22 protein-coding genes and 2 pseudogenes are annotated in these 18,331 nt (G+C 41.4%); 10 read left to right on the forward strand and 14 right to left on the reverse strand.

The annotated features are described in order from the left end of the window. Positions 1 to 210: 210 nt before the first annotated feature. The 3 genes from FTU17_RS08055 to FTU17_RS08065 all read left to right on the forward strand — a co-directional run bounded on the left by FTU17_RS08055 (position 211) and on the right by FTU17_RS08065 (position 3,573). Positions 211 to 1,221 carry a triacylglycerol lipase gene (locus FTU17_RS08055; RefSeq protein WP_180135070.1) on the forward strand — a complete coding sequence of 337 codons (1,011 nt, stop codon included), beginning with the start codon at positions 211 to 213 and terminating at the stop codon, positions 1,219 to 1,221. Positions 1,222 to 1,423: 202 nt separating this feature from the next. Further along, on the forward strand, positions 1,424 to 2,389 hold the full coding sequence (locus FTU17_RS08060) for a triacylglycerol lipase (protein ID WP_180135071.1): 966 nt from the start codon (positions 1,424 to 1,426) through the stop codon (positions 2,387 to 2,389). Between the two features lie 224 nt (positions 2,390 to 2,613). Continuing rightward, on the forward strand, positions 2,614 to 3,573 hold the full coding sequence (locus FTU17_RS08065) for a triacylglycerol lipase (protein ID WP_180135072.1): 960 nt from the start codon (positions 2,614 to 2,616) through the stop codon (positions 3,571 to 3,573). Positions 3,574 to 3,636: 63 nt separating this feature from the next. Here the strand turns inward: FTU17_RS08065 and rplS are convergent, their stop codons facing one another. The 7 genes from rplS to ispH form a co-directional block, all read right to left on the reverse strand. Continuing rightward, complete coding sequence (gene rplS / locus FTU17_RS08070; protein ID WP_078189351.1) at positions 3,637 to 4,008, reverse strand: 50S ribosomal protein L19; 372 nt, start codon at positions 4,006 to 4,008, stop codon at positions 3,637 to 3,639. A 139-nt stretch (positions 4,009 to 4,147) separates the two neighbouring features. Next, positions 4,148 to 4,888 (reverse strand): tRNA (guanosine(37)-N1)-methyltransferase TrmD, encoded by a 741-nt coding sequence (trmD, locus tag FTU17_RS08075; RefSeq protein ID WP_180135073.1) that lies wholly within the window; start codon positions 4,886 to 4,888, stop codon positions 4,148 to 4,150. A gap of 42 nt (positions 4,889 to 4,930) precedes the next feature. Continuing rightward, positions 4,931 to 5,479, reverse strand: coding sequence for a ribosome maturation factor RimM (rimM, locus tag FTU17_RS08080; RefSeq protein ID WP_078189353.1), 549 nt, complete (start codon positions 5,477 to 5,479; stop codon positions 4,931 to 4,933). A 17-nt stretch (positions 5,480 to 5,496) separates the two neighbouring features. After that, entirely contained in the window at positions 5,497 to 5,754 is a 258-nt protein-coding gene (rpsP, locus tag FTU17_RS08085; protein WP_078189354.1) for a 30S ribosomal protein S16, read from the reverse strand. Positions 5,755 to 6,060: 306 nt separating this feature from the next. Further along, entirely contained in the window at positions 6,061 to 6,993 is a 933-nt protein-coding gene (locus FTU17_RS08090) for an IS5-like element ISAba12 family transposase (protein WP_053579251.1), read from the reverse strand. Then, positions 6,990 to 7,508 carry a Tfp pilus assembly protein FimT/FimU gene (locus tag FTU17_RS08095; protein WP_180135074.1) on the reverse strand — a complete coding sequence of 173 codons (519 nt, stop codon included), beginning with the start codon at positions 7,506 to 7,508 and terminating at the stop codon, positions 6,990 to 6,992. Before FTU17_RS08095 ends, FTU17_RS08090 begins: the two co-directional genes overlap by 4 nt. A 163-nt stretch (positions 7,509 to 7,671) precedes the next feature. After that, positions 7,672 to 8,622 carry a 4-hydroxy-3-methylbut-2-enyl diphosphate reductase gene (gene ispH, locus FTU17_RS08100; RefSeq protein WP_180135075.1) on the reverse strand — a complete coding sequence of 317 codons (951 nt, stop codon included), beginning with the start codon at positions 8,620 to 8,622 and terminating at the stop codon, positions 7,672 to 7,674. A 133-nt stretch (positions 8,623 to 8,755) separates the two neighbouring features. Between ispH and gmk the strand changes: the two genes are divergently transcribed. From gmk to FTU17_RS08125, 5 genes are all read left to right on the forward strand, one after another. Continuing rightward, the gene (gene gmk, locus FTU17_RS08105) at positions 8,756 to 9,379 is read left to right on the forward strand and encodes a guanylate kinase (RefSeq protein WP_078189363.1); all 624 of its coding nucleotides are present in this window, start codon (positions 8,756 to 8,758) and stop codon (positions 9,377 to 9,379) included. Positions 9,380 to 9,455: 76 nt separating this feature from the next. Continuing rightward, a complete protein-coding gene (gene rpoZ / locus FTU17_RS08110) occupies positions 9,456 to 9,737 on the forward strand; it encodes a DNA-directed RNA polymerase subunit omega (protein WP_067762989.1) in 282 nt (93 codons plus the stop codon). 218 nt (positions 9,738 to 9,955) lie between these two features. After that, positions 9,956 to 12,061 carry a bifunctional (p)ppGpp synthetase/guanosine-3',5'-bis(diphosphate) 3'-pyrophosphohydrolase gene (locus FTU17_RS08115; RefSeq protein WP_180135076.1) on the forward strand — a complete coding sequence of 702 codons (2,106 nt, stop codon included), beginning with the start codon at positions 9,956 to 9,958 and terminating at the stop codon, positions 12,059 to 12,061. A 54-nt stretch (positions 12,062 to 12,115) separates the two neighbouring features. Continuing rightward, a complete protein-coding gene (locus tag FTU17_RS08120) occupies positions 12,116 to 12,499 on the forward strand; it encodes a RidA family protein (RefSeq protein ID WP_078189365.1) in 384 nt (127 codons plus the stop codon). A gap of 217 nt (positions 12,500 to 12,716) precedes the next feature. Further along, entirely contained in the window at positions 12,717 to 12,911 is a 195-nt protein-coding gene (locus tag FTU17_RS08125) for a bacterioferritin-associated ferredoxin (protein WP_078192519.1), read from the forward strand. Positions 12,912 to 12,920: 9 nt separating this feature from the next. Here the strand turns inward: FTU17_RS08125 and FTU17_RS17495 are convergent, their stop codons facing one another. Beyond that, positions 12,921 to 13,043, reverse strand: coding sequence for a hypothetical protein (locus tag FTU17_RS17495; RefSeq protein WP_257227378.1), 123 nt, complete (start codon positions 13,041 to 13,043; stop codon positions 12,921 to 12,923). A 108-nt stretch (positions 13,044 to 13,151) separates the two neighbouring features. On the opposite strand from FTU17_RS17495, the gene bfr reads away from it, so the two are divergent. After that, positions 13,152 to 13,616 carry a bacterioferritin gene (bfr, locus tag FTU17_RS08130; protein WP_180135077.1) on the forward strand — a complete coding sequence of 155 codons (465 nt, stop codon included), beginning with the start codon at positions 13,152 to 13,154 and terminating at the stop codon, positions 13,614 to 13,616. Positions 13,617 to 13,673: 57 nt separating this feature from the next. Here bfr and FTU17_RS17730 read toward each other — a convergent pair whose 3' ends face one another. The 3 genes and pseudogenes from FTU17_RS17730 to FTU17_RS08140 form a co-directional block, all read right to left on the reverse strand. Next, positions 13,674 to 13,856: a pilin gene (locus FTU17_RS17730; RefSeq protein ID WP_373684064.1), complete on the reverse strand. Its 183-nt coding sequence runs from the start codon at positions 13,854 to 13,856 to the stop codon at positions 13,674 to 13,676. Continuing rightward, positions 13,826 to 14,050, reverse strand: a complete 225-nt coding sequence (locus tag FTU17_RS17660) for a hypothetical protein (protein WP_306670314.1) — start codon at positions 14,048 to 14,050, stop codon at positions 13,826 to 13,828. The genes FTU17_RS17730 and FTU17_RS17660 overlap by 31 nt, the downstream gene beginning before the upstream one ends. Positions 14,051 to 14,155: 105 nt before the next feature. Then, positions 14,156 to 14,965 (reverse strand): annotated as a pseudogene (locus FTU17_RS08140) (IS30-like element ISAba125 family transposase); the annotation flags it as partial. A gap of 50 nt (positions 14,966 to 15,015) precedes the next feature. Between FTU17_RS08140 and FTU17_RS08145 the strand changes: the two are divergent. Continuing rightward, positions 15,016 to 15,947 (forward strand): annotated as a pseudogene (locus FTU17_RS08145) (IS5 family transposase). 90 nt (positions 15,948 to 16,037) lie between these two features. On the opposite strand, the gene FTU17_RS08150 reads toward FTU17_RS08145, so the two are convergent. Genes FTU17_RS08150 through FTU17_RS08160 form a run of 3 tightly spaced genes read right to left on the reverse strand, consistent with a single transcriptional unit; the run spans position 16,038 to position 18,279 of the window. Beyond that, the gene (locus FTU17_RS08150) at positions 16,038 to 16,598 is read right to left on the reverse strand and encodes a TPM domain-containing protein (RefSeq protein WP_180135078.1); all 561 of its coding nucleotides are present in this window, start codon (positions 16,596 to 16,598) and stop codon (positions 16,038 to 16,040) included. Next, positions 16,592 to 17,659, reverse strand: a complete 1,068-nt coding sequence (locus tag FTU17_RS08155) for a TPM domain-containing protein (protein ID WP_180135079.1) — start codon at positions 17,657 to 17,659, stop codon at positions 16,592 to 16,594. Before FTU17_RS08155 ends, FTU17_RS08150 begins: the two co-directional genes overlap by 7 nt. Before the next feature lie 29 nt (positions 17,660 to 17,688). Further along, positions 17,689 to 18,279, reverse strand: coding sequence for a LemA family protein (locus FTU17_RS08160; RefSeq protein ID WP_180135080.1), 591 nt, complete (start codon positions 18,277 to 18,279; stop codon positions 17,689 to 17,691). Between the last annotated feature and the right edge of the window lie 52 nt (positions 18,280 to 18,331).

Consider the following 18,331-nt stretch of genomic DNA (forward strand, 5'->3'; position numbering starts at 1 on the left):
CTGATGCTAGTTGGTCTAACACCTTGCGATGTTTGTCTTTTATACGTAATTTAAGGGTTTTCATGTACTTATATTAACAATCAAAACTCAAGGAAAATAGTCCTTAGTTAAATCAAACGACACTTCAGGTCGTGTCGCTTATATCTCTGACCTGAAGGACAGAGTTTTACGCTCCATTTGATAAAAACAACATCAGATCAAGGAACATTTATGCGATCTTTAGTAAACACGGCCAAGATGGCCTCTGTAGCTGCAGTTGCAAGCTTAGCGATGAGTATATCGGCAAGCACTCAAGCTGCGCCTAGCGTCCTCCAGGTGAAGGAAACGGCAAAATCTGACTACGCAAAAACCAAATATCCAATTTTAATGGTGCATGGTTGGCTCGGTTGGTCACGTATCGGTACCGACACCATTGGACTGGATTATTGGTACCAAATCTTGCCAGATATAGCACGAAATGGCTCAACCGTATTCGCAGCGCAATTATCTCCTGCAAACACCACAGCACATCGTGGCGAGCAGTTAATTGCACAAGTTGAAGATGTTTTGGCTATTACAGGGAAGCCAAAACTTAACTTAATCGATCACTCTCATGGTGGTCCAACTGTATTGTATGTGGCTCAAACAAAACCACAGTACATTGCGTCTATTACAGGTGTTGCAGGGACCTATCACTGCTCTAAAGTAGCGGATGATATTCAAGGCAACTCACTTTCTCGTACTGCCTTCAATATTTTAGGTGATTATATTGTCGGCCCACTGATTGCTTTAGGTCAGGCAAAACCAGAGCTTGAAATTGATTTCGATGCGTCTATGAAATCATTATCACAAAAAGGTTCTGCTACATTTAACAGTACGGTTGCAAAATCTGCTGTAGCTGACGGTGTTTTGGCATCTTCAGAAAATTGCAGTAAGAACTTAAAGCAAGTCGACAGCAAAGGCATTCAATACTATTCATGGACCGGTGTTGCGCAAACCACGAATCTACTTGATATCGACACAATCCTAATGCAACTCGGGCCATTGTCTTATGGCAATAAAGACAATGACGGTATGGTTGCACGTTGTAGTGCTTATATCGGTAAAGTCATTAATGACAGCTACAAACTTAACCATACTGATTTAGCCAATATGATGTTCGGCTTAACGGGGCTATTTGCACAAGATCCTTTAGCACTCTACCGTCAACATGCTAACCGTTTAAAACTGCAAGGACTTTAATTCTTATCGTTGACTTTTAAATGCAATAAGAGGGCTTCGGCCCTCTTATTTACTTTTATCAATCTGAAAATTCGTGATCTTTTATTTTGTTACATTTAGCGTCACAGTTAATCTTTTTCAATTTGCAACAGGTGGTCTTTATTGCTTTATTAGAAGTGACAATAGATATTGTCATAAAACAATAATACATTGAGGATCGCTCATGAAATACGGACCATTTTTAGCAGGTTTAATTGCAGCTACGTGCATCGGTAATGTATCTGCATCGCAAGCAACCCAAGTCACCGCCAAAGCTAGTTCTAGCTATGCAAAGACCAAATATCCAATCGTATTTAACCATGGTATGGGTGGTTTCATTACCGTCGGTACAGACTCATTTGGACTCGACTATTGGTATCAAATCCTGCCTGATCTTGCCCGCAATGGTGCAAATGTTTGGGCAACGCGAGTATCGCCGTTTAACTCTACCGAAGTGCGTGGCGAACAACTTTTACAACAAGTCCTTGAAATCCGAGCACTCACCGGTGCAGATAAAGTGAATTTGATTGGACATAGCCATGGTGGGCCAACAATTCGTTATGTTGCCGGTGTTCGCCCAGATGTAGTTGCTTCATTAACCAGTGTTGCAGGACCTCATCAAGGCTCCCCTGTTGCAGACTTAATTTTAAAAGCTGAAGGCACCGCTGTCGAAGCACCCTTGGTTGGAGCTGTGAATTTTGTCTCTAAAGCCATCGTTTGGGCGCAAGGTCTAGATCCAAAGACTTACCCTCATGACGCATTGGCAGGTGGTTCAAGTTTAACGCTAGCGGGTTCTGCAAAGTACAATGCCGCATTCCCTCTGGGCTTACCTAAATCCAATTGTGCAGACGGTAATAGCGTGGAAAAAGGCATTTATAACTATTCATTTACAGGTGTGGGCCAAATCACCAATATTTTAGATTTAGACTCAGCCCTAAAAGTGACCGCATTACTGATCGATGGCGGAAAAGACAATGATGGCCTCGTATCACTCTGTAGTGCCAAGTTTGGTAAAACCATTCGTGATAACTACAACTGGAACCATTTAGATGAAGTCAACCAAGTGCTTGGTCTCAAAGCGTTGTTCGCACCAGATCCTGTCGATGTCTATCGTCAACATGCAAACCGCCTAAAATCACAAGGTTTATAATTTAGCCAAGCTACACATTAAACCCTGTAAATTCAGGGTTTAATGATATTTTCATTAATCAATTTACAAAATCATCTTCATTCCGTCGATTAGTTCGCACATTTTACTTTCCTTTTCTTATAATCCTTAATGACAATAAAAATTGTCAAATAGACGAGCTTGTCTATTTCCAAACTGAACTGAATGACAGTTTGAATACCAAAACAAAAAGAAAGGAATGAAAAATGAAAGGAAAATTGCTCTGCGCCACGCTCCTTGCAAGTATGGCAGTGACCCAAACGCATGCTGCATTAGGTATACAGCAAGCGACCACTAAAAAAGTCATCGACAATTATGCTGAAACCAAATACCCCCTAGTATTTGTACACGGGATGTTTGGTTTTAATCGCTTAGGCGGTGCCGTTTTTGGTCTAGATTATTGGTATCAAGTTCTCCCCGATTTGGCAAGCCATAAGGCTACGGCCTTTGCTACACAAATCTCCCCGTTGGAGTCCATTGAAGTTCGTGGAGAACAACTGTTAGACCAAGTTGAACAAGTAGTTGCCATTACTGGCAAACCTAAAGTGAATTTAATTGGACACTCACATGGTGGCCCTACGGCTCGATATATTGCGGGTGTACGACCTGATTTGGTTGCCTCTGTCAGTACAGTCGCAGGAACCAATGACGGTTCACCTGTGGCAGATTTAGTACAGAGTGTGCCGATTTTAAATGGCGTATTAGCGACTGTCATGGATGCCTTAATGACCCCAGTGATTAACTTCGCCCAGCAGTCTAATCTCCCTTCAAATTTTAAAGCTTCGATCTACAGTATGTCTCAACCGGGTGTGAAAGCCTTTAACGCAAAATTTCCACTCGGTATGCCTGCAACCAAATGTGCTGATGGTCCGAATGTTGCCAATGGCATTAGCTTCTATTCATGGACAGGTATTTCCAACACCACCAACTTACTTGATCCGGATACGATCTTTACCGCAATGGGGCCAATTGCATTTAGCGGACAACCGAACGACGGCTTAGTGAGCCAATGCAGCAGTAAATTAGGTAAAACCGTCCGTGATAATTACAAATGGAACCATTTCGATGAAGTCAATCAAGTATTGGGCTTGAAGGGACTATTTGCACCAGACCCTGTTTCAGTCTACCGTCAACATGCCAATCGTTTGAAACTTCAAGGGTTATAACTTTCTTTCTCGTATAAAAAAATGCGCCAAAAGGCGCATTTTTTTACAGCGTTGTAAAACAAATTATTTTGCTTTACGAGCTGGTAATTTTTCACGAATACGTGCAGCTTTACCAGACAATTCACGTAGGTAGTAAAGTTTAGCACGACGAACGTCACCACGACGTTTCACTTCGATACCAGCAACGATTGGTGAGTGAGTTTGGAATACACGCTCAACACCGAAACCACTAGAAATTTTACGTACTGTGAACGCAGAGTTCAAACCACGGTTTTTCTTAGCAATTACAACACCTTCAAATGCCTGAAGACGCTCACGCTCACCTTCTTTTACTTTTACTTGAACAACTACTGTGTCACCAGGAGCAAAAGCAGGGATGTCTTGTTTCAACTGTGCATTTTCAACAGCTTGTACTAAAGGATGTTTACCGCTCATGGGGTATCTCCGATTATGCGAGTTAGAAGAGGTCTAATCATCGCTGGGGCTAGAGGCTAAAGCGCATAGACCCGATTGACTTTCCCTTTATGCTTGACCGCTTCAATGCATAAAGAGCCTAATATAAGATTTAAAAAATTTAAACCTTGGAATCTTTTAGCCATTTCTTTTGCTGCTTGGTCAATTCAACTTTTTCAACCAACTCAGGTCGGCGTTCTAAAGTGCGTTGATATCGCTGCAAAAACCGCCATTTCTCAATATTGGCATGATGTCCCGATTTTAATACTTCAGGAACATCTAAACCTTCAAAATGGTCTGGCTTGGTATATTGTGGGCAATCTAAAAGACCATCCACAAATGAGTCTTGCACATGTGATTGCTCATCAGACATTGCACCCGGAAGTCTCCGAATCACACTATCCAATAAAACCATCGCAGGGAGTTCACCACCAGACAAAACGTAATCGCCTATTGACCATTCCTGATCAACATATTGTTGGATCAAACGCTCATCTACACCTTCATAACGACCACACAATACAATCAAACCATCATATTTGACGAAATCTTGTACCGCAGGTTCATTTAAGGTTTTTCCTTGCGGCGACATATACACCACAGGGACATGAACAGCACCCGCTTGCTTGGCAAGCTCTTTGGCACGATGAATTGCTTTCGCTAATGGCTCAGCCATCATCACCATACCTGGACCACCACCAAATGGACGTTCATCCACTCTTTTGTAATTGCCCTCAGCAAATTCGCGTGGATTGATACAATGAACTTGCACAATGTCACATTTTGCTGCGCGCCCGCTAATACCGTAGGCTGTAATCGCTTCAAACATTTCAGGAAAAAGCGTAATGACTGCAAAAAACATCGCAGACTCCTCTATTTTCCTGCTGCGTCAATCCTTAAAGGATTAATAATCTACGCCCCAATTTACGTAGATACGACCAGCTTCGAGATCAACACGCTGTACCACATCTTTATGCCATGGAATCATTCGCTCTTCGCTATCAACGCTGTCAGCAGTAGCGCGAACTACCATCACGTCGTTAGCACCTGTTTCAAACAATTCGTGGATTTGACCGAGGTTGACTTCTTGCTCATCTTCTCCAAGACCTAACACTGTTAAGCCCTTCAAATCTGACCAGTAATACTCGTCCACGCCTGCTTGAGGCAGTTGCGATTTAGAGATCCAGATATTTGCGCCAACCAAGTTATCTGCCGCGGTACGATCACTCACACCTTTTAGCGAAACAACCAAGCCTTTGCCATGTGGTTTCCAACGTTTTACATCTACTGTTTGCCAACCTGCTTTGGTTTCAATGTACCAAGGAAGGTAGTCAAAAATATTGCTCATAGGTTCTGTATTGGAATAGACCCAGAGCCACCCATTTAATCCATATGCTGAACGTAGCTGTCCAATCTGAATACGATCTTCGGGAACATTCTGTGTTGGTGTCATGGGTAACCTACTACTAATTAAGCAGTAGCTGCAGCTTTCTTAGCTTCAGCAGCTAAAGAAGCAACACGTTCTGAAGGTTGAGCACCTTGTGAAACCCAGTGAGCAAAACGGTCAGCATCTAAACGAAGTTTTTCTGCTTTACCTTGAGCTGTAGGGTTGAAGAAACCAATACGTTCGATGAAACGACCGTCACGTGCATTACGGCTATCAGTCACAATGATTTGATAGAACGGACGTTTTTTAGCACCACCGCGTGCAAGACGAATAACAACCATGATAGAACCTTATAGTTTTTACGGATTATTCATGTACCGACCACCGGAACACTTCAAACCCCTTTCATAGAGGGCAATATTTTACGCGAAGTTTGCCCTGAATGAAAGATCAAATTTTAGGTTATCAGCAGTTAGAATTTATTTATCGGACCAAGCGGAACAAGTATCTGTTGTTACTGGTGAATCCTTACCTTTAAACCAGCATTGGCGCCCTGTAGAATCTATCGTCATAGCGCCAGTCTTAGCTTGGGAACGGCTTTGTTGCACAAAGATTTGAAATGCAAAGCGCCCCTAATTGAGCCAAATTTAAGGCGTAACTTGGGTAAGTGGTCGACCTAATTCCGTAAATCTGTTAAGGACTGCTACACGTGCATGGATCTCATTCACTTGGCTATCAAAACTCCTTGCACTGAGTTTATCTCCTAATAATTTGATGCAATGCATCTTAGTTTCAACCAAACTTCGCCGATGATAGCCTGACCATTTTTTCCATAGTGTCCTGCCTAAACGTTTAATTGTTCGAAGTAATTCATTTCGCTCTAGCGAGCTACTCTTTGTATCTTTCCATGGTTTCGCATTTTTTCTAGGTGGAATCACCGCATGCGCTTGCCGATCTGCAATGACCTGACGGCATTGCTTGGTGTCATAAGCTCCATCGGTATAAACAGAGTCAATCCGCTCATCTTGTGGAATCTGATTAAGTAAATCACCAAGCACCTGTGAATCACTGACATTATTGGTTGTAAGCTGAACTGCTCGTATTTGCAGGGTTTTAGCATCTATACCAATATGAAGTTTACGCCATTGGCGACGATATTCAGGTCCATGTTTCTTGCGTTTCCATTCGCCCTCACCTAGAAACTTCATGCCTGTAGAGTCCATGAGTAGATGCAGCCCATCGCTACTTTTTTGGTAGCTGATTACAATATCAATATGCTTTTGTCTTCTACAAAGCGTGGTGTAATCTGGAGCTATCCAATTTAATCCGCAAAGTTTAATCAGACTTTGTACAAAGCCAGTGACCATACGTAAAGACAGACGGAATAAGGATTTAATCATTAAGCAGCATTGGATGGCTGCGTCGGAGTAGGTTTGATTTCGCCCTTGTTTGCCTTTTGATGGCGCATACCATTGCGTAGCAGGATCAAACCAAATGGCAATATTTCCGCGACTCATGAGTGCTCGGTTATATGCGGGCCAATTGGTTGTGCGGTAGATTTTGTGTGTAGGCTTCTTCATTTGAAAATTATATCGCTGAAAAACCCTTTACAGATAGGTTTGTGCAACAAAGCCTGACAAATCTCGAATACCAGTTCTTCAGTATTATCCCATTCGATAATTGTTTTTGGGTTAGTCAATGGATCTTCAGGAATTTCCTCGTTAAAATCCGGGTTTGGTTTTTCTAATTTACGAATCGATGTTGTGCGTTTTTTCGCCAAACCTATTGGTGTAAAAGTAATCCCTTCTGGTAATCCTTTAGCAAGCACATGTACAGTTGACCTTGTCGTATCCCAATAGAACTTATCACCAGTATTTTCTTGATTCTTAAATTCTAAAGAAATATCTTTGCGAAGTGAAACGGCTGTTCCTCGAACATTTGACAATGTCATCGCCAAATCTCTTGCCTCCGTCTCCAACTGTTTCTTGTACACCAAAGACATAAGATTCGGAGCCGCCATCATCGCGATAATCGCCAACACCGCAATGGTCACCATCAACTCAATTAAGGTGAACCCGTTTTCTTTTCTTTGCATACTCCCCCCAATACACAGACTTCGCCCTATTAAAAATAATAACCAACAACTTTACAAAACCCTCACACTTCAGGATAAAAGGCATAAAAAAGCAGATAACCGTCATACCAGGGTTATCTGCCTATTTTTCATCAATTTTTTAAAGTGTTATGTACTTCGCAGTTTAAGCCTGAGTTACAGGAATACGTAACTCTTTGGGCAAACTAAAGGTAATATTTTCTTCGCGGCCTGCCAGCTCTTCAGGGGCGGTTGCACCCCAGTCCTGCAAACGCTGAATCACTTGTTTGATTAAAATTTCTGGTGCAGATGCGCCCGCAGTCACACCAATTTTTGTATTCGGTTGAAACCATGCTTGTTCCAACTCGTCTGCATTATCCACCAAATAGGCGCGTTTCCCCATCCGTTCAGCCAACTCACGCAACCGGTTCGAATTCGAAGAGTTCGGTGAACCAACGACCAATACAACATCACATTGCTCAGCCAGATCACGTACGGCATCTTGGCGGTTTTGAGTGGCATAACAAATATCATCTTTGCGCGGCCCCTGAATTTCTGGGAACTTCTGACGTAGGGCATCAATAACTTTTGCTGTGTCATCTATAGAAAGCGTTGTCTGAGTTACAAACGCTACTTTTTCAGGATGCACCACTTTTAGTTCAGCAACATCTTGTTCATCTTCAACCAAATAAATCGAACCACCATTTTTGGTGTCATATTGGCCCATTGTCCCTTCAACTTCTGGATGACCTTCATGACCAATCAAAATCGCTTCCACACCTTCACGTGCATACTTGGTCACTTCTATATGTACCTTGGTCACCAAAGGGCACGTCGCATCAAAAACTTTTAGCCCACGGCGTTCAGCTTCTTGTTGTACCGCTTTAGATACACCATGCGCACTGAAAATCACGATATTGTCATCAGGCACTTCATCCAGTTCATCCACAAATATCGCACCGCGTTGACGCAAGTCGTCCACCACAAATTTATTATGTACTACCTCATGACGCACATATATTGGGGGGTTAAAGCATTCCAATGCACGGTTCACAATCGCGATGGCGCGATCAACACCTGCACAGAAACCGCGTGGATTAGCTAAAACAATTTCCATAGAATCCTCAATGCCCACTCAATTTTACGGGTATCACTTGAAATAAATGTAAACAATAGACGTCTGACTATTTTGTTTGGCGCGCGTCTACTCTAAAATAGAGAAGATATTTTATCATATCAGGAAAAATATCATGTCGGGTCTCTTGTTTGTCGTTTCTGCTGCTTCGGGAACAGGCAAAACATCCCTCGTTAAAGCCCTGCTTGAACGTGTAAACAATTTACATGTCTCTGTTTCTCATACCACTCGTGGTCAGCGTCCTGGCGAATTAGACGGCGTACATTACCATTTTGCTAAAAAAGAAGATTTTCTATCTTTGGTGAATGAAGGCGGCTTCATTGAATATGCAGAAGTTTTTGGTAATTATTACGGTACTGCGCAGCGCACAGTAAAAGAACAATTGGCCAAAGGTCATGACGTTTTACTTGAAATTGACTGGCAAGGTGCTGAACAGGTTCGTAAACTTTTTCCTGAATCTAGACAAATTTTTATTCTTCCTCCGAGTCAATTCGATTTACGTCAACGTTTATCCAATCGTGGTACAGACTCTGTTGAAGTGATTGAACATCGTCTCAGCTGTGCCGTAGAAGATATGCAGCAATATGTTAATTTTGACTATGTCATTATTAATGATGACTTTAATAAAGCACTGCATGACTTAGAGTCTGTGATTATTGCCAATCGTCTTGTTTTAAAACAACAAGCCATGCGCCATGAAAAACTGATTGAGAAATTAATCACCCCTACGGAACAGTGATTAAAACTTGAGTCTATAGACAAAGCACCTTATACTGCACAGTCTGTTAAAAATTTATATTCAAACGAGAATTCTTATGGCACGCGTAACCGTTGAAGATTGTTTAGACCATGTAGACAACCGCTTTGAGCTTGTACTAGTGGCAAGCAAACGCGCGCGTCAATTGGCACGTCAAGGTATCGAACCTACTGTTGAGTGGGACAATGACAAACCAACCGTTGTTGCTCTTCGTGAAATCGCAGCGGGTCACGTTTCTAAAGACATTTTGAAACAACGTGAACAAGACTACCAAACTTCAAGTTTAGACCTTGCACTTTCTGCAAATAACCTAAACTTAGACGGTTTTTCTTTCCAATAAGATAAACCTGACCTTAAAAGCCTAGTTTTTAACTAGGCTTTTTTTATGGATTCTCTTTAATATTTTACTCAGAACAGTTATAACATAAGCTTAAGAAGTGCAAAGCAAGCGAAAAAGATTTTCATTTTTTTAAACTAAAAAATTGACAAGTCATGCAATATGCATTTCATTAAAGTATTAACCGTTTCATTTGTAAATCAGTAGTAAAAGGGTGTTCTATGCCAGGCCCAATGGTCAGTCAAGCCAAGCAACAGTTAAATGTGATTATCGACGCTTACCTTTCAGTAAGTGATGTCGAACGCGTGCTTGAAGCTTGCGACTATGCGGATATTGCCCATGATGGTATTACCCGTAAAAGTGGCGAACCCTACATCCTTCACCCAATTGCGGTGAGCTGTATTTTGGCGCATATGCGTCTTGATGCGGAAACTTTAATGGCCGCTTTACTGCATGATGTCATCGAAGATACCGAATTTACCAAACAAGATATTACTGAAAAATTTGGTCTGACGGTTGCTGAACTAGTCGACGGCGTCACTAAACTCAGCCACTCTAGTGATAAAGAATATAATAAAGCAGCATCTTTCCGTAAAATTTTGCAAGCAACACTACAAGACCCACGTGTCATTATTATTAAACTGGCGGATCGTTATCACAATATGACCACACTAGGTGCTTTACGCCCCGATAAGCGTGCTCGTATTGCCCAAGAAACCTTTGAAATTTTTGTGCCTATGGCACGCCTTGTCGGTATGAATGAAATGGCCGACAACCTTGAACATTTGTGTTATCAAAATCTAGATTTAGATATGTATAACAATGTTCAAGAAGCTTTATTACAAACCAAACCGAAACGCTGCGAATACCAAACCAAGTGGGAAAACAACCTCACCGCCTTACTAGAACAACACCATATTTCAGGTCGAATTAAAAAGAAGAATAATAATATTGAATTACTTCGTCACTTTGTAAAAAACGATATCGATCTGCAAGAGCTCACCCATAGTCATGCCTTTGAAATTATTTTACAAAGCATTGCAGACTGTGACCGACTTGCTGATATCCTCAAAGAAAGCTTTAAAGTTCTAAATTACGCCGATCATATCCGTCGCCCACTCCCTGGTGGCAACCAGTCACTGATGATGCGCTTAAAAGGTGAAAAAACCATTTTATCGCTGACCATCCAAACGGAGCTGATGCGCAAAGCAGCGCGCTTTGGTGTGGTTCTTGGTGAAAATGCACCACAAGCTTGTCGCTCAGCGATCCAAGCCTCCATGCAAAATTTAAACGTGTTAGTCGATGGCGCATGTGCCAAGACCACATTTAGTGAATTACTCGATTATCTACATCAAGAGAAAATTTGGGTTTATACCCCACACGGTCATTTGCATGAACTCCCTCAGGGTGCCACAGCGGTTGATTTCGCTTATTCAGCAAGCTTATTTTTGGGCAACCATGCCGTTGGTGCGAAAATTGATGGGGAAACCAAGCCCCTTTCAACACCATTACTGAGTGGTCAAGTGATTGAAATTATCACTGATGTTCTTGCAACACCAAACCCTGACTGGCTAAGCTTTATTAATACCCAAAAAGCCCGCCGCGCATTACAAAATATCCTCCGCGACCAAGACCAAGATGAACAACGTTTAGTTGGTCAGCAAGCTTTAAATCGTGCATTAAAGCTCTTTAACCGTTCTGTGAGTGATTTAACATTAGCCGATTGGGAAAATGTGCTGAATTGGCGTCATTTAAATGATAAAGAACAATTGTTTGAACAGATTGCCGTGGGTGATTTACTGCCTCAATTGGTTGCCAATCATTTATATGCTCAAGATACCATTCAGACTTCAAATTCTGCACGCTTAATCTTGGGTACTGACGGTGTCGACGTTAAATATGCGCACTGCTGTAACCCGGTTTTAGGTGATCCAATACAAGGGCATTTATCACGTCGTGGTTTGATTGTGCACCGTTCACGTTGTCATAATTTATTGCATGAACAGCATTTACATCCTGAAAATATCATGCCGTTACACTGGACCACAGAAGACAGTGAAGACATTAGTTTTACAGCTTATTTATGCTTAAACATGCTGTTAAATGATGAGCAAATTTCAGAGCTGATCTATCTATGCCGTAAAGAAAAAGTCGGTGTAGAAACTGTCCGCTCACATGAAGAAAAAACCTATGTGAATATTGTTGTACATAACCGTAAACAAATTGCCGAAATTATCCGTAATTTAAGAATGCATTTTGGCTTCCCACGCATTAGTCGTTTGGCACAACCTGTTGCTATCAACGAAACTGCGAAAGTTGCCAGCTAACCTGACACCGCTTATTTATATATGTTGTGTCTGTGATGATAATAGGAGAAATAGATGTCCCGCCAGGTAATCCATACTGAAAATGCACCCGCTGCAATTGGTACTTACTCACAAGCCATTTTAGTGGGCGACACTTTGTATTTATCAGGTCAAATTGGCTTAGATCCATATAGCATGGAGCTGGTAGAAGGCATTGAAGCTCAAATTCGCCGTGTATTCGACAATTTAAAAGCGGTATGTGAAGCTGCAGGTGGTACGCTAGCAGATATCGCTAAGCTGAATATTTTCCTCACTGACCTTTCTAACTTCCAATTGGTCAACCAAATTATGGGCGAATATTTTGCTCAACCCTACCCTGCACGTGCAGCACTCGGCGTAGCAAGTCTACCAAAAGGTGCACTAGTTGAAATGGATGGCGTGGTGATTATTAATCAATAAGTTAGTAAACATCGCTTAAGCCCTTCACGAAATATCACATTCCAAAAGAACAAAAGCCTCACATGGAAATCTGAGCATTACTCAGATTTCCACTTAAATGGCATTTTTTATTCAAAAACTCAATCACCTTAAAAGCATTTTTAAATGATTTTTATTGACAGACGATAATAATTATCAATAATATTACTTATCCCATTTATTCACTTGGTTTGATTTCATGTACGTTTGTTTGTGCCGTGGTATTACTGATCAAGACATTAAAGATGCAATTGCCAATGGCGCAGAAAGCTATCGTGAAGTTCGCGATATGCTCGATTTAGGCACCTGTTGTGGTCGCTGTGCTCCTGAAGCCCGTATGATCATCAGTGATGAAGTTGCGCAAATTGCAGCCCGTATCGCAATTGCTGCTTAAACCAAGTTTTTAAGTTTCATCAACAATCATAATTATAAAACCAATGGTCTCAGACCATTCCTCCTCCCCCGCTTCTGACTCTAAGCGGGTTTTTATTGTCTGCTTTTTAGTGTATTTGATTGCGATTTTCATTTGCTGTTCAATAAATTACTCGCTATACGCAGCCATCTTGTTTAAGATATTTTTAATACTTTTTTATTGCCTGTATTTTTAGGCAAGTTTGTTTGATGGAGTAATGCAATGAAAGGCAATCGTGATGTAATTAATCAGTTAAATCAGGTGCTTTATCATCATTTAACTGCAATCAACCAATATTTTCTGCATTCCCGCATGTTTAATGACTGGGGCATTGAACAGCTCGGCTCTGCAGAATATAAAGAATCGATCCGTCAGATGAAGCATGCAGATAAGATCATTGAACGTATTTTGTTTTTAGAAGGCCTACCTAATCTGCAGCATCTAGGCAAGCTCTATATTGGTCAGCATACGCTTGAAGTGTTGAATTGTGACGTGCGTAAAGTCAAAGAAAACATAGAAGCGATCCAAAAGGCCGTAGCGCTTGCTGAAGAGCGGCTTGACTACGTTACCCGTGATTTAGTCCAAGAAATTTTAGAGAAAGAAGAAGAGTATTTGGATTGGACTACGACACAGCTGGATTTAGCTACAACTGTAGGCATTGAGAATTATATTCAGAGTCAGATTTAAAGATTAAAAAACCCGCAGATGCGGGTTTTTTAATCTTTATATACAACTGCTCGGCTTCTATTTATCTGGAATTCCTGCAGAGGTAGTGCATGACCAACTCCCTGACACATCTCGGTTCAAATATACAGATTCGCCTTGTATTACACTCGCGACATGATTTAATTGACATACAAGTGCTTCGTCGACTACACCACTTGCAAGTGACGCATTTACAGCATAGATACAAATATTCGACGGCACACCACCAAAAACATATTCTCAACAGTAAAATCACTATTCAAAGATACTGAACCATTATTCAAAATCAATTCATGCTGTGATTTAGCCCCATTAAGCTCGGCAATTGCTGCAGTAATTTGAGAACGAGCAACATAATTTTGAAATTTCAGTATAGCTACCACTGTTAAAATACCTAGTATAGCAATTACAATCATAAGCTAAATTAATGTAAAACCTCTAAAAGCACTCATATTTTACTTTCTTTACTAATATACATAATATGAATTAGTAAGAAAATTCCATGCAAATAAATGGCGAATTCAAACATGAGGTGCGACAGTTTCAAAAGCCTTATGATAATCAACAAGCTGAGCAAACTTCTCTAATGGTGTAAGCCAATCTAACGCTTTTCTAGGACGAGTATTCAGTGACATGGCAACTTGATTTAAATAATGCTGATCTGCCTGATTTAAATCAATCCCTTTAGGTAAATATTGCCTAATTAAACCATTCATATTTTCGCATGTGCCTTTTTGCCAGGGTGAATGTGGGTCACAGAAATATACATCTATGCCTAAATCTTCTTTGAGTTTTTTATGTTCTGACATCTCACGTCCACGGTCATAGGTCAACGTTTTACGCAGTTCTGCAGGTAAATATTTCAGAGCTTCAGTTAAAGCCTTGCGCACGGATTCTGCCTTTGCATCAGGTAATGTTGCCAAGATACAGAGCCGTGTATTTCGTTCAATAAGTGTTGCTATCGAGCTTTTATTGTCTTTACCTTTAATTAAATCGGCTTCCCAATGACCCGGTATTTTTCTTTCTTGAACTTCGGCTGGGCGCTCATGAATAGTTTTAATATCCTGTAATATAGAATCTTTTTTAGGTTCACCGTTAGCTTTTCGCTTTTTATTTTCATGACGCAGACAGGATAATAAGTCTTTTTTCAACTCACCCTTTGGTAATGCTCGTATCGTTGAGTAAATCGTTGTATGGCTTACATTCATTGTTTGATCCAAATCAGGAAATGTCTTTAAACGCTTTGCTATTTGCTGAGGAGACCATAAACAACGGATCGCTTCAACAATAAATTTCCAAAGGATTGAATCGATTTTGAGTTTTCTATGGCTTTGTTGCACAAACCTATCTGTAAAGGCTTTTTCAGCGATATAATTTTCAAATGAAGAAGCCTACACACAAAATCTATCGCACAACCAATTGGCCCGCATATAACCGAGCACTCATGAGTCGCGGAAATATTGCCATTTGGTTTGATCCTGCTACGCAATGGTATGCTCCATCAAAAGGCAAACAAGGGCGAAATCAAACCTACTCCGACGCAGCTATCCAATGCTGCTTAATGATTAAATCCTTATTCCGTCTATCTTTACGTATGGTCACTGGCTGTGTGCAAAGTCTGATTAAACTTTGTGGATTAAATTGGACCGCACCAGATTACAGTACGCTTTGTAGAAGACAAAAGCATATTGATATTGCAATCAGCTACCAAAAAAGTAGCGATGGGCTGCATCTACTCATAGACTCTACAGGCATGAGGTTTCTAGGTGAGGGCGAATGGAAACGCAAGAAACATGGACCTGAATATCGTCGCCAATGGCGTAAACTTCATATTGGTATAGATGCTGAAACCCTTCAAATACGCGCCATTCAACTCACTACAAATAATGTGAGTGATTCACAAGTGCTTGGTGATTTACTCGATCAGATTCCACAAGATGAGCAGATTGACTCTGTTTATACCGATGGAGCTTATGACACCAAGCAATGCCGTCAGGTCATTGCAGATCGGCAAGCGCATGCGGTGATTCCACCTAGAAAAAATGCGAAACCATGGAAAGATACAAAGATCAGCTCGCTAGCGCGAAATGAATTATTCGAACAGTTAAACGTTTAGGCAGGACATTATGGAAAAAATGGTCCGGCTATCATTGCCGAAGTTTGGTCGAAACTAAGATGCATTGCATCAAATTATTGGGGGATAAACTCAGTGCAAGAAAATTTGATAGCCAAGTCAATGAAATTCATGCACGTGTAGCAGTCCTCAACAGATTTACGGAATTAGGTCGACCACTTACCCAAGTTACGCCTTAAATTTGGCTCAATTAGGGGGCTTTGTATTTCAAATCTTTGTGCAACAAAGCCGTTTAAAAGTGACGATTTGTGTCACTTTATCACCGTTTTTTAGCGCAAAATAATAGGCTCATTTTCGATTTCATTAGCTTTATCTACAGACTTCCCTGCATAAAAGTGATCCATCACATCACCAATCTCTTTTACACCTGCCGTCAAAGCTATACGGTATTGTTTATTTTGCATGTTTTGGATAATTCGCGCGCAAATATCCTGCCATACTTGGGCATCGGTCGCCTGTCTCATCCCGCGATCAATCACAATTTCCACCTGACGTTCACATAAGTTTAAATAAAGCAAAACACCACTATTAAACTCTGTATCCCATACACCTAGTTCCGCAAAGAGCTGTTCAGCACGTGCGCGGGTATTTTGATAATAGGCTTGGTTCGAAGGAATATGCCCTTCGATCACCACTTGTATTTCGCCCACATGGCCATGTTCAGCTTCTGTCACCGCCTGAGCAATGGCCTGCTGATCTTGTTTATTAAAAAATCGGTTTGCTGCAGGCATATAAAAGAAGTGCTTGAACCAGCGTTTAAAACTTGGTTGTTGTATTTCCTGTGTTTTAGGACAGGTGACAATTTCTGTTGTTTCTGTTTTCGTTACCATGAACCTGATGCTCCCCCACCGCCAAAACCACCACCGCCTCCGCTATAGCCTCCACCACCAAAGCCACCACCTCCACTACGGCCTCCACCGCCCCCACCACCAGCAAGAAACATTTGAAAAATGGTTTGAGCAATAGCAGTAATCAGTAGAAAGAAAATTGCTCCACCCATCAACAGACTGGTGAGTAGACCTGCACCATTGACCAAACCCGCAACGGTACCTGCAACAGCAGCAGTTGACGCACTTAAGCGCTTACCCACAATAAAGGATGCAAAAATACCAATCACCAAAATGATGAGTACTGTCGTAAAAGTTTTCTCTTTGGCTTGTTGCTCGTGTAAGGCTTGTTCCTGACGTTCTTTTAACTCTTGGGCTGCTTGCGCGGCAACTTCAGGGTCTTGATTTAAAATTTGAGTGATTTCCGTTAAGCCAGCATCAATACCTTGAGCATACTGAGCTTGCTTAAAATACGGCGTGATTTGATTACGGATAATCCGACTAACGATGATATCGGGCATGATTCCTTCTAACCCATAACCCGTTAATATTTGTATGCGACGATCATTCACAGCGATCGCCATCAATATCCCATTGTCACGTTTTGCTGAACCGAGTTGCCATTTTTCTGCAACACGCAAGGCGTAATCAAAAATATCTTCTTGACCCGTGGTTGGTACAATCACGACACCAACTTGTGCCTTGCCTTGTTCGTGTAACTGTATAATTTTCTGGCTAATGGCTTGCTTTTCAGCAGCTGACAGTAAATTTGCCTGATCAACTACAGGTTCATTTAGCGTCGGCAAGCCACGAATCGACACGCCATCTGCCATATCATTGGCGATATTCGGCTGCTGAATTTTGATTTCAGGCTGTGCTGTTGTTTCTTTTTGCGTAGCTGACTGCTGATCTTTTAATATTTTACCGACAACAACTGTTTCAGCATCTACATCTGTAGCGATGGCAGTTTCTGCATGTGTGAAACCCACCACACACAATAAGCATGCTAAAACCATGCGCTGCAACCACAACAAACCTGTATGTTTTAGCTCAAAATCCACCATCAGCCCACCTCACAATGCAGTGATGCCAATTAATTAAAATCAACTTTCGGTGCAGTTTGTGCACTTTGCTCGGCGCTAAAGTTAGGCTTAGTATCCATGCCGATGACTTTAGCTGTCATCACTTGCGGGAACTGGCGTGCATAGCCGTTAAAGTCTTGTACCGAAGTAATGTAGCGATTACGTGCGACAGCTATACGGTTTTCAGTGCCTTCTAACTGAACTTGTAAATCACGGAATTGCTCATTGGCCTTTAAGTCTGGATAATTTTCCGAAACAGCAATTAATCGTGAAAGTGCGCTGGTCATCTGCGCTTGTGCTTCTTGATATTTTTGGAACAGTGCTGGATCTTCCAAAACTTCCTTATCCACTTTTAAGCCCGCAACATTGGCACGTGCTTGAGTCACTTCGGTCAACACTTGTTCCTCATGTTTCGCGTAACCTTTAACCACATTGACAAGGTTAGGTACCAAATCTGCACGGCGTTGATATTGGTTTTGCACTTCAGACCATGCTGCTGTAACGGCTTCGTCTTTAACTTGTAATGTGTTATAGCCACAACCACTCAGGGTCAATGTACTGACTAATGCGATTGCGAGCATGCTTTTTTTCATTGAATTCATAACCCTTAACCTCAAGTATTTATTTGTAATTGTTTAAATAAATTCATTCTAA

This window comes from Acinetobacter sp. YH12070, from assembly GCF_013419625.1.
Lineage (GTDB): Bacteria > Pseudomonadota > Gammaproteobacteria > Pseudomonadales > Moraxellaceae > Acinetobacter > Acinetobacter amyesii.

Bases quoted from the DNA above. Each gene is read 5' to 3' on its own strand.
- FTU17_RS08055 (WP_180135070.1), top strand. From the start codon at position 211: ATGCGATCTTTAGTAAACACGGCCAAGATGGCCTCTGTAGCTGCAGTT.
- FTU17_RS08060 (WP_180135071.1), top strand. From the start codon at position 1,424: ATGAAATACGGACCATTTTTAGCAGGTTTAATTGCAGCTACGTGCATC.
- FTU17_RS08065 (WP_180135072.1), top strand. From the start codon at position 2,614: ATGAAAGGAAAATTGCTCTGCGCCACGCTCCTTGCAAGTATGGCAGTG.
- rplS (WP_078189351.1), bottom strand. From the start codon at position 4,008: ATGAGCGGTAAACATCCTTTAGTACAAGCTGTTGAAAATGCACAGTTG.
- trmD (WP_180135073.1), bottom strand. From the start codon at position 4,888: ATGTTTTTTGCAGTCATTACGCTTTTTCCTGAAATGTTTGAAGCGATT.
- rimM (WP_078189353.1), bottom strand. From the start codon at position 5,479: ATGACACCAACACAGAATGTTCCCGAAGATCGTATTCAGATTGGACAG.
- rpsP (WP_078189354.1), bottom strand. From the start codon at position 5,754: ATGGTTGTTATTCGTCTTGCACGCGGTGGTGCTAAAAAACGTCCGTTC.
- FTU17_RS08090 (WP_053579251.1), bottom strand. From the start codon at position 6,993: ATGAAGAAGCCTACACACAAAATCTACCGCACAACCAATTGGCCCGCA.
- FTU17_RS08095 (WP_180135074.1), bottom strand. From the start codon at position 7,508: ATGCAAAGAAAAGAAAACGGGTTCACCTTAATTGAGTTGATGGTGACC.
- ispH (WP_180135075.1), bottom strand. From the start codon at position 8,622: ATGGAAATTGTTTTAGCTAATCCACGCGGTTTCTGTGCAGGTGTTGAT.
- gmk (WP_078189363.1), top strand. From the start codon at position 8,756: ATGTCGGGTCTCTTGTTTGTCGTTTCTGCTGCTTCGGGAACAGGCAAA.
- rpoZ (WP_067762989.1), top strand. From the start codon at position 9,456: ATGGCACGCGTAACCGTTGAAGATTGTTTAGACCATGTAGACAACCGC.
- FTU17_RS08115 (WP_180135076.1), top strand. From the start codon at position 9,956: ATGCCAGGCCCAATGGTCAGTCAAGCCAAGCAACAGTTAAATGTGATT.
- FTU17_RS08120 (WP_078189365.1), top strand. From the start codon at position 12,116: ATGTCCCGCCAGGTAATCCATACTGAAAATGCACCCGCTGCAATTGGT.
- FTU17_RS08125 (WP_078192519.1), top strand. From the start codon at position 12,717: ATGTACGTTTGTTTGTGCCGTGGTATTACTGATCAAGACATTAAAGAT.
- FTU17_RS17495 (WP_257227378.1), bottom strand. From the start codon at position 13,043: ATGAAAATCGCAATCAAATACACTAAAAAGCAGACAATAAAAACCCGC.
- bfr (WP_180135077.1), top strand. From the start codon at position 13,152: ATGAAAGGCAATCGTGATGTAATTAATCAGTTAAATCAGGTGCTTTAT.
- FTU17_RS17660 (WP_306670314.1), bottom strand. From the start codon at position 14,050: ATGATTGTAATTGCTATACTAGGTATTTTAACAGTGGTAGCTATACTG.
- FTU17_RS08150 (WP_180135078.1), bottom strand. From the start codon at position 16,598: ATGGTAACGAAAACAGAAACAACAGAAATTGTCACCTGTCCTAAAACA.
- FTU17_RS08155 (WP_180135079.1), bottom strand. From the start codon at position 17,659: ATGGTGGATTTTGAGCTAAAACATACAGGTTTGTTGTGGTTGCAGCGC.
- FTU17_RS08160 (WP_180135080.1), bottom strand. From the start codon at position 18,279: ATGAATTCAATGAAAAAAAGCATGCTCGCAATCGCATTAGTCAGTACA.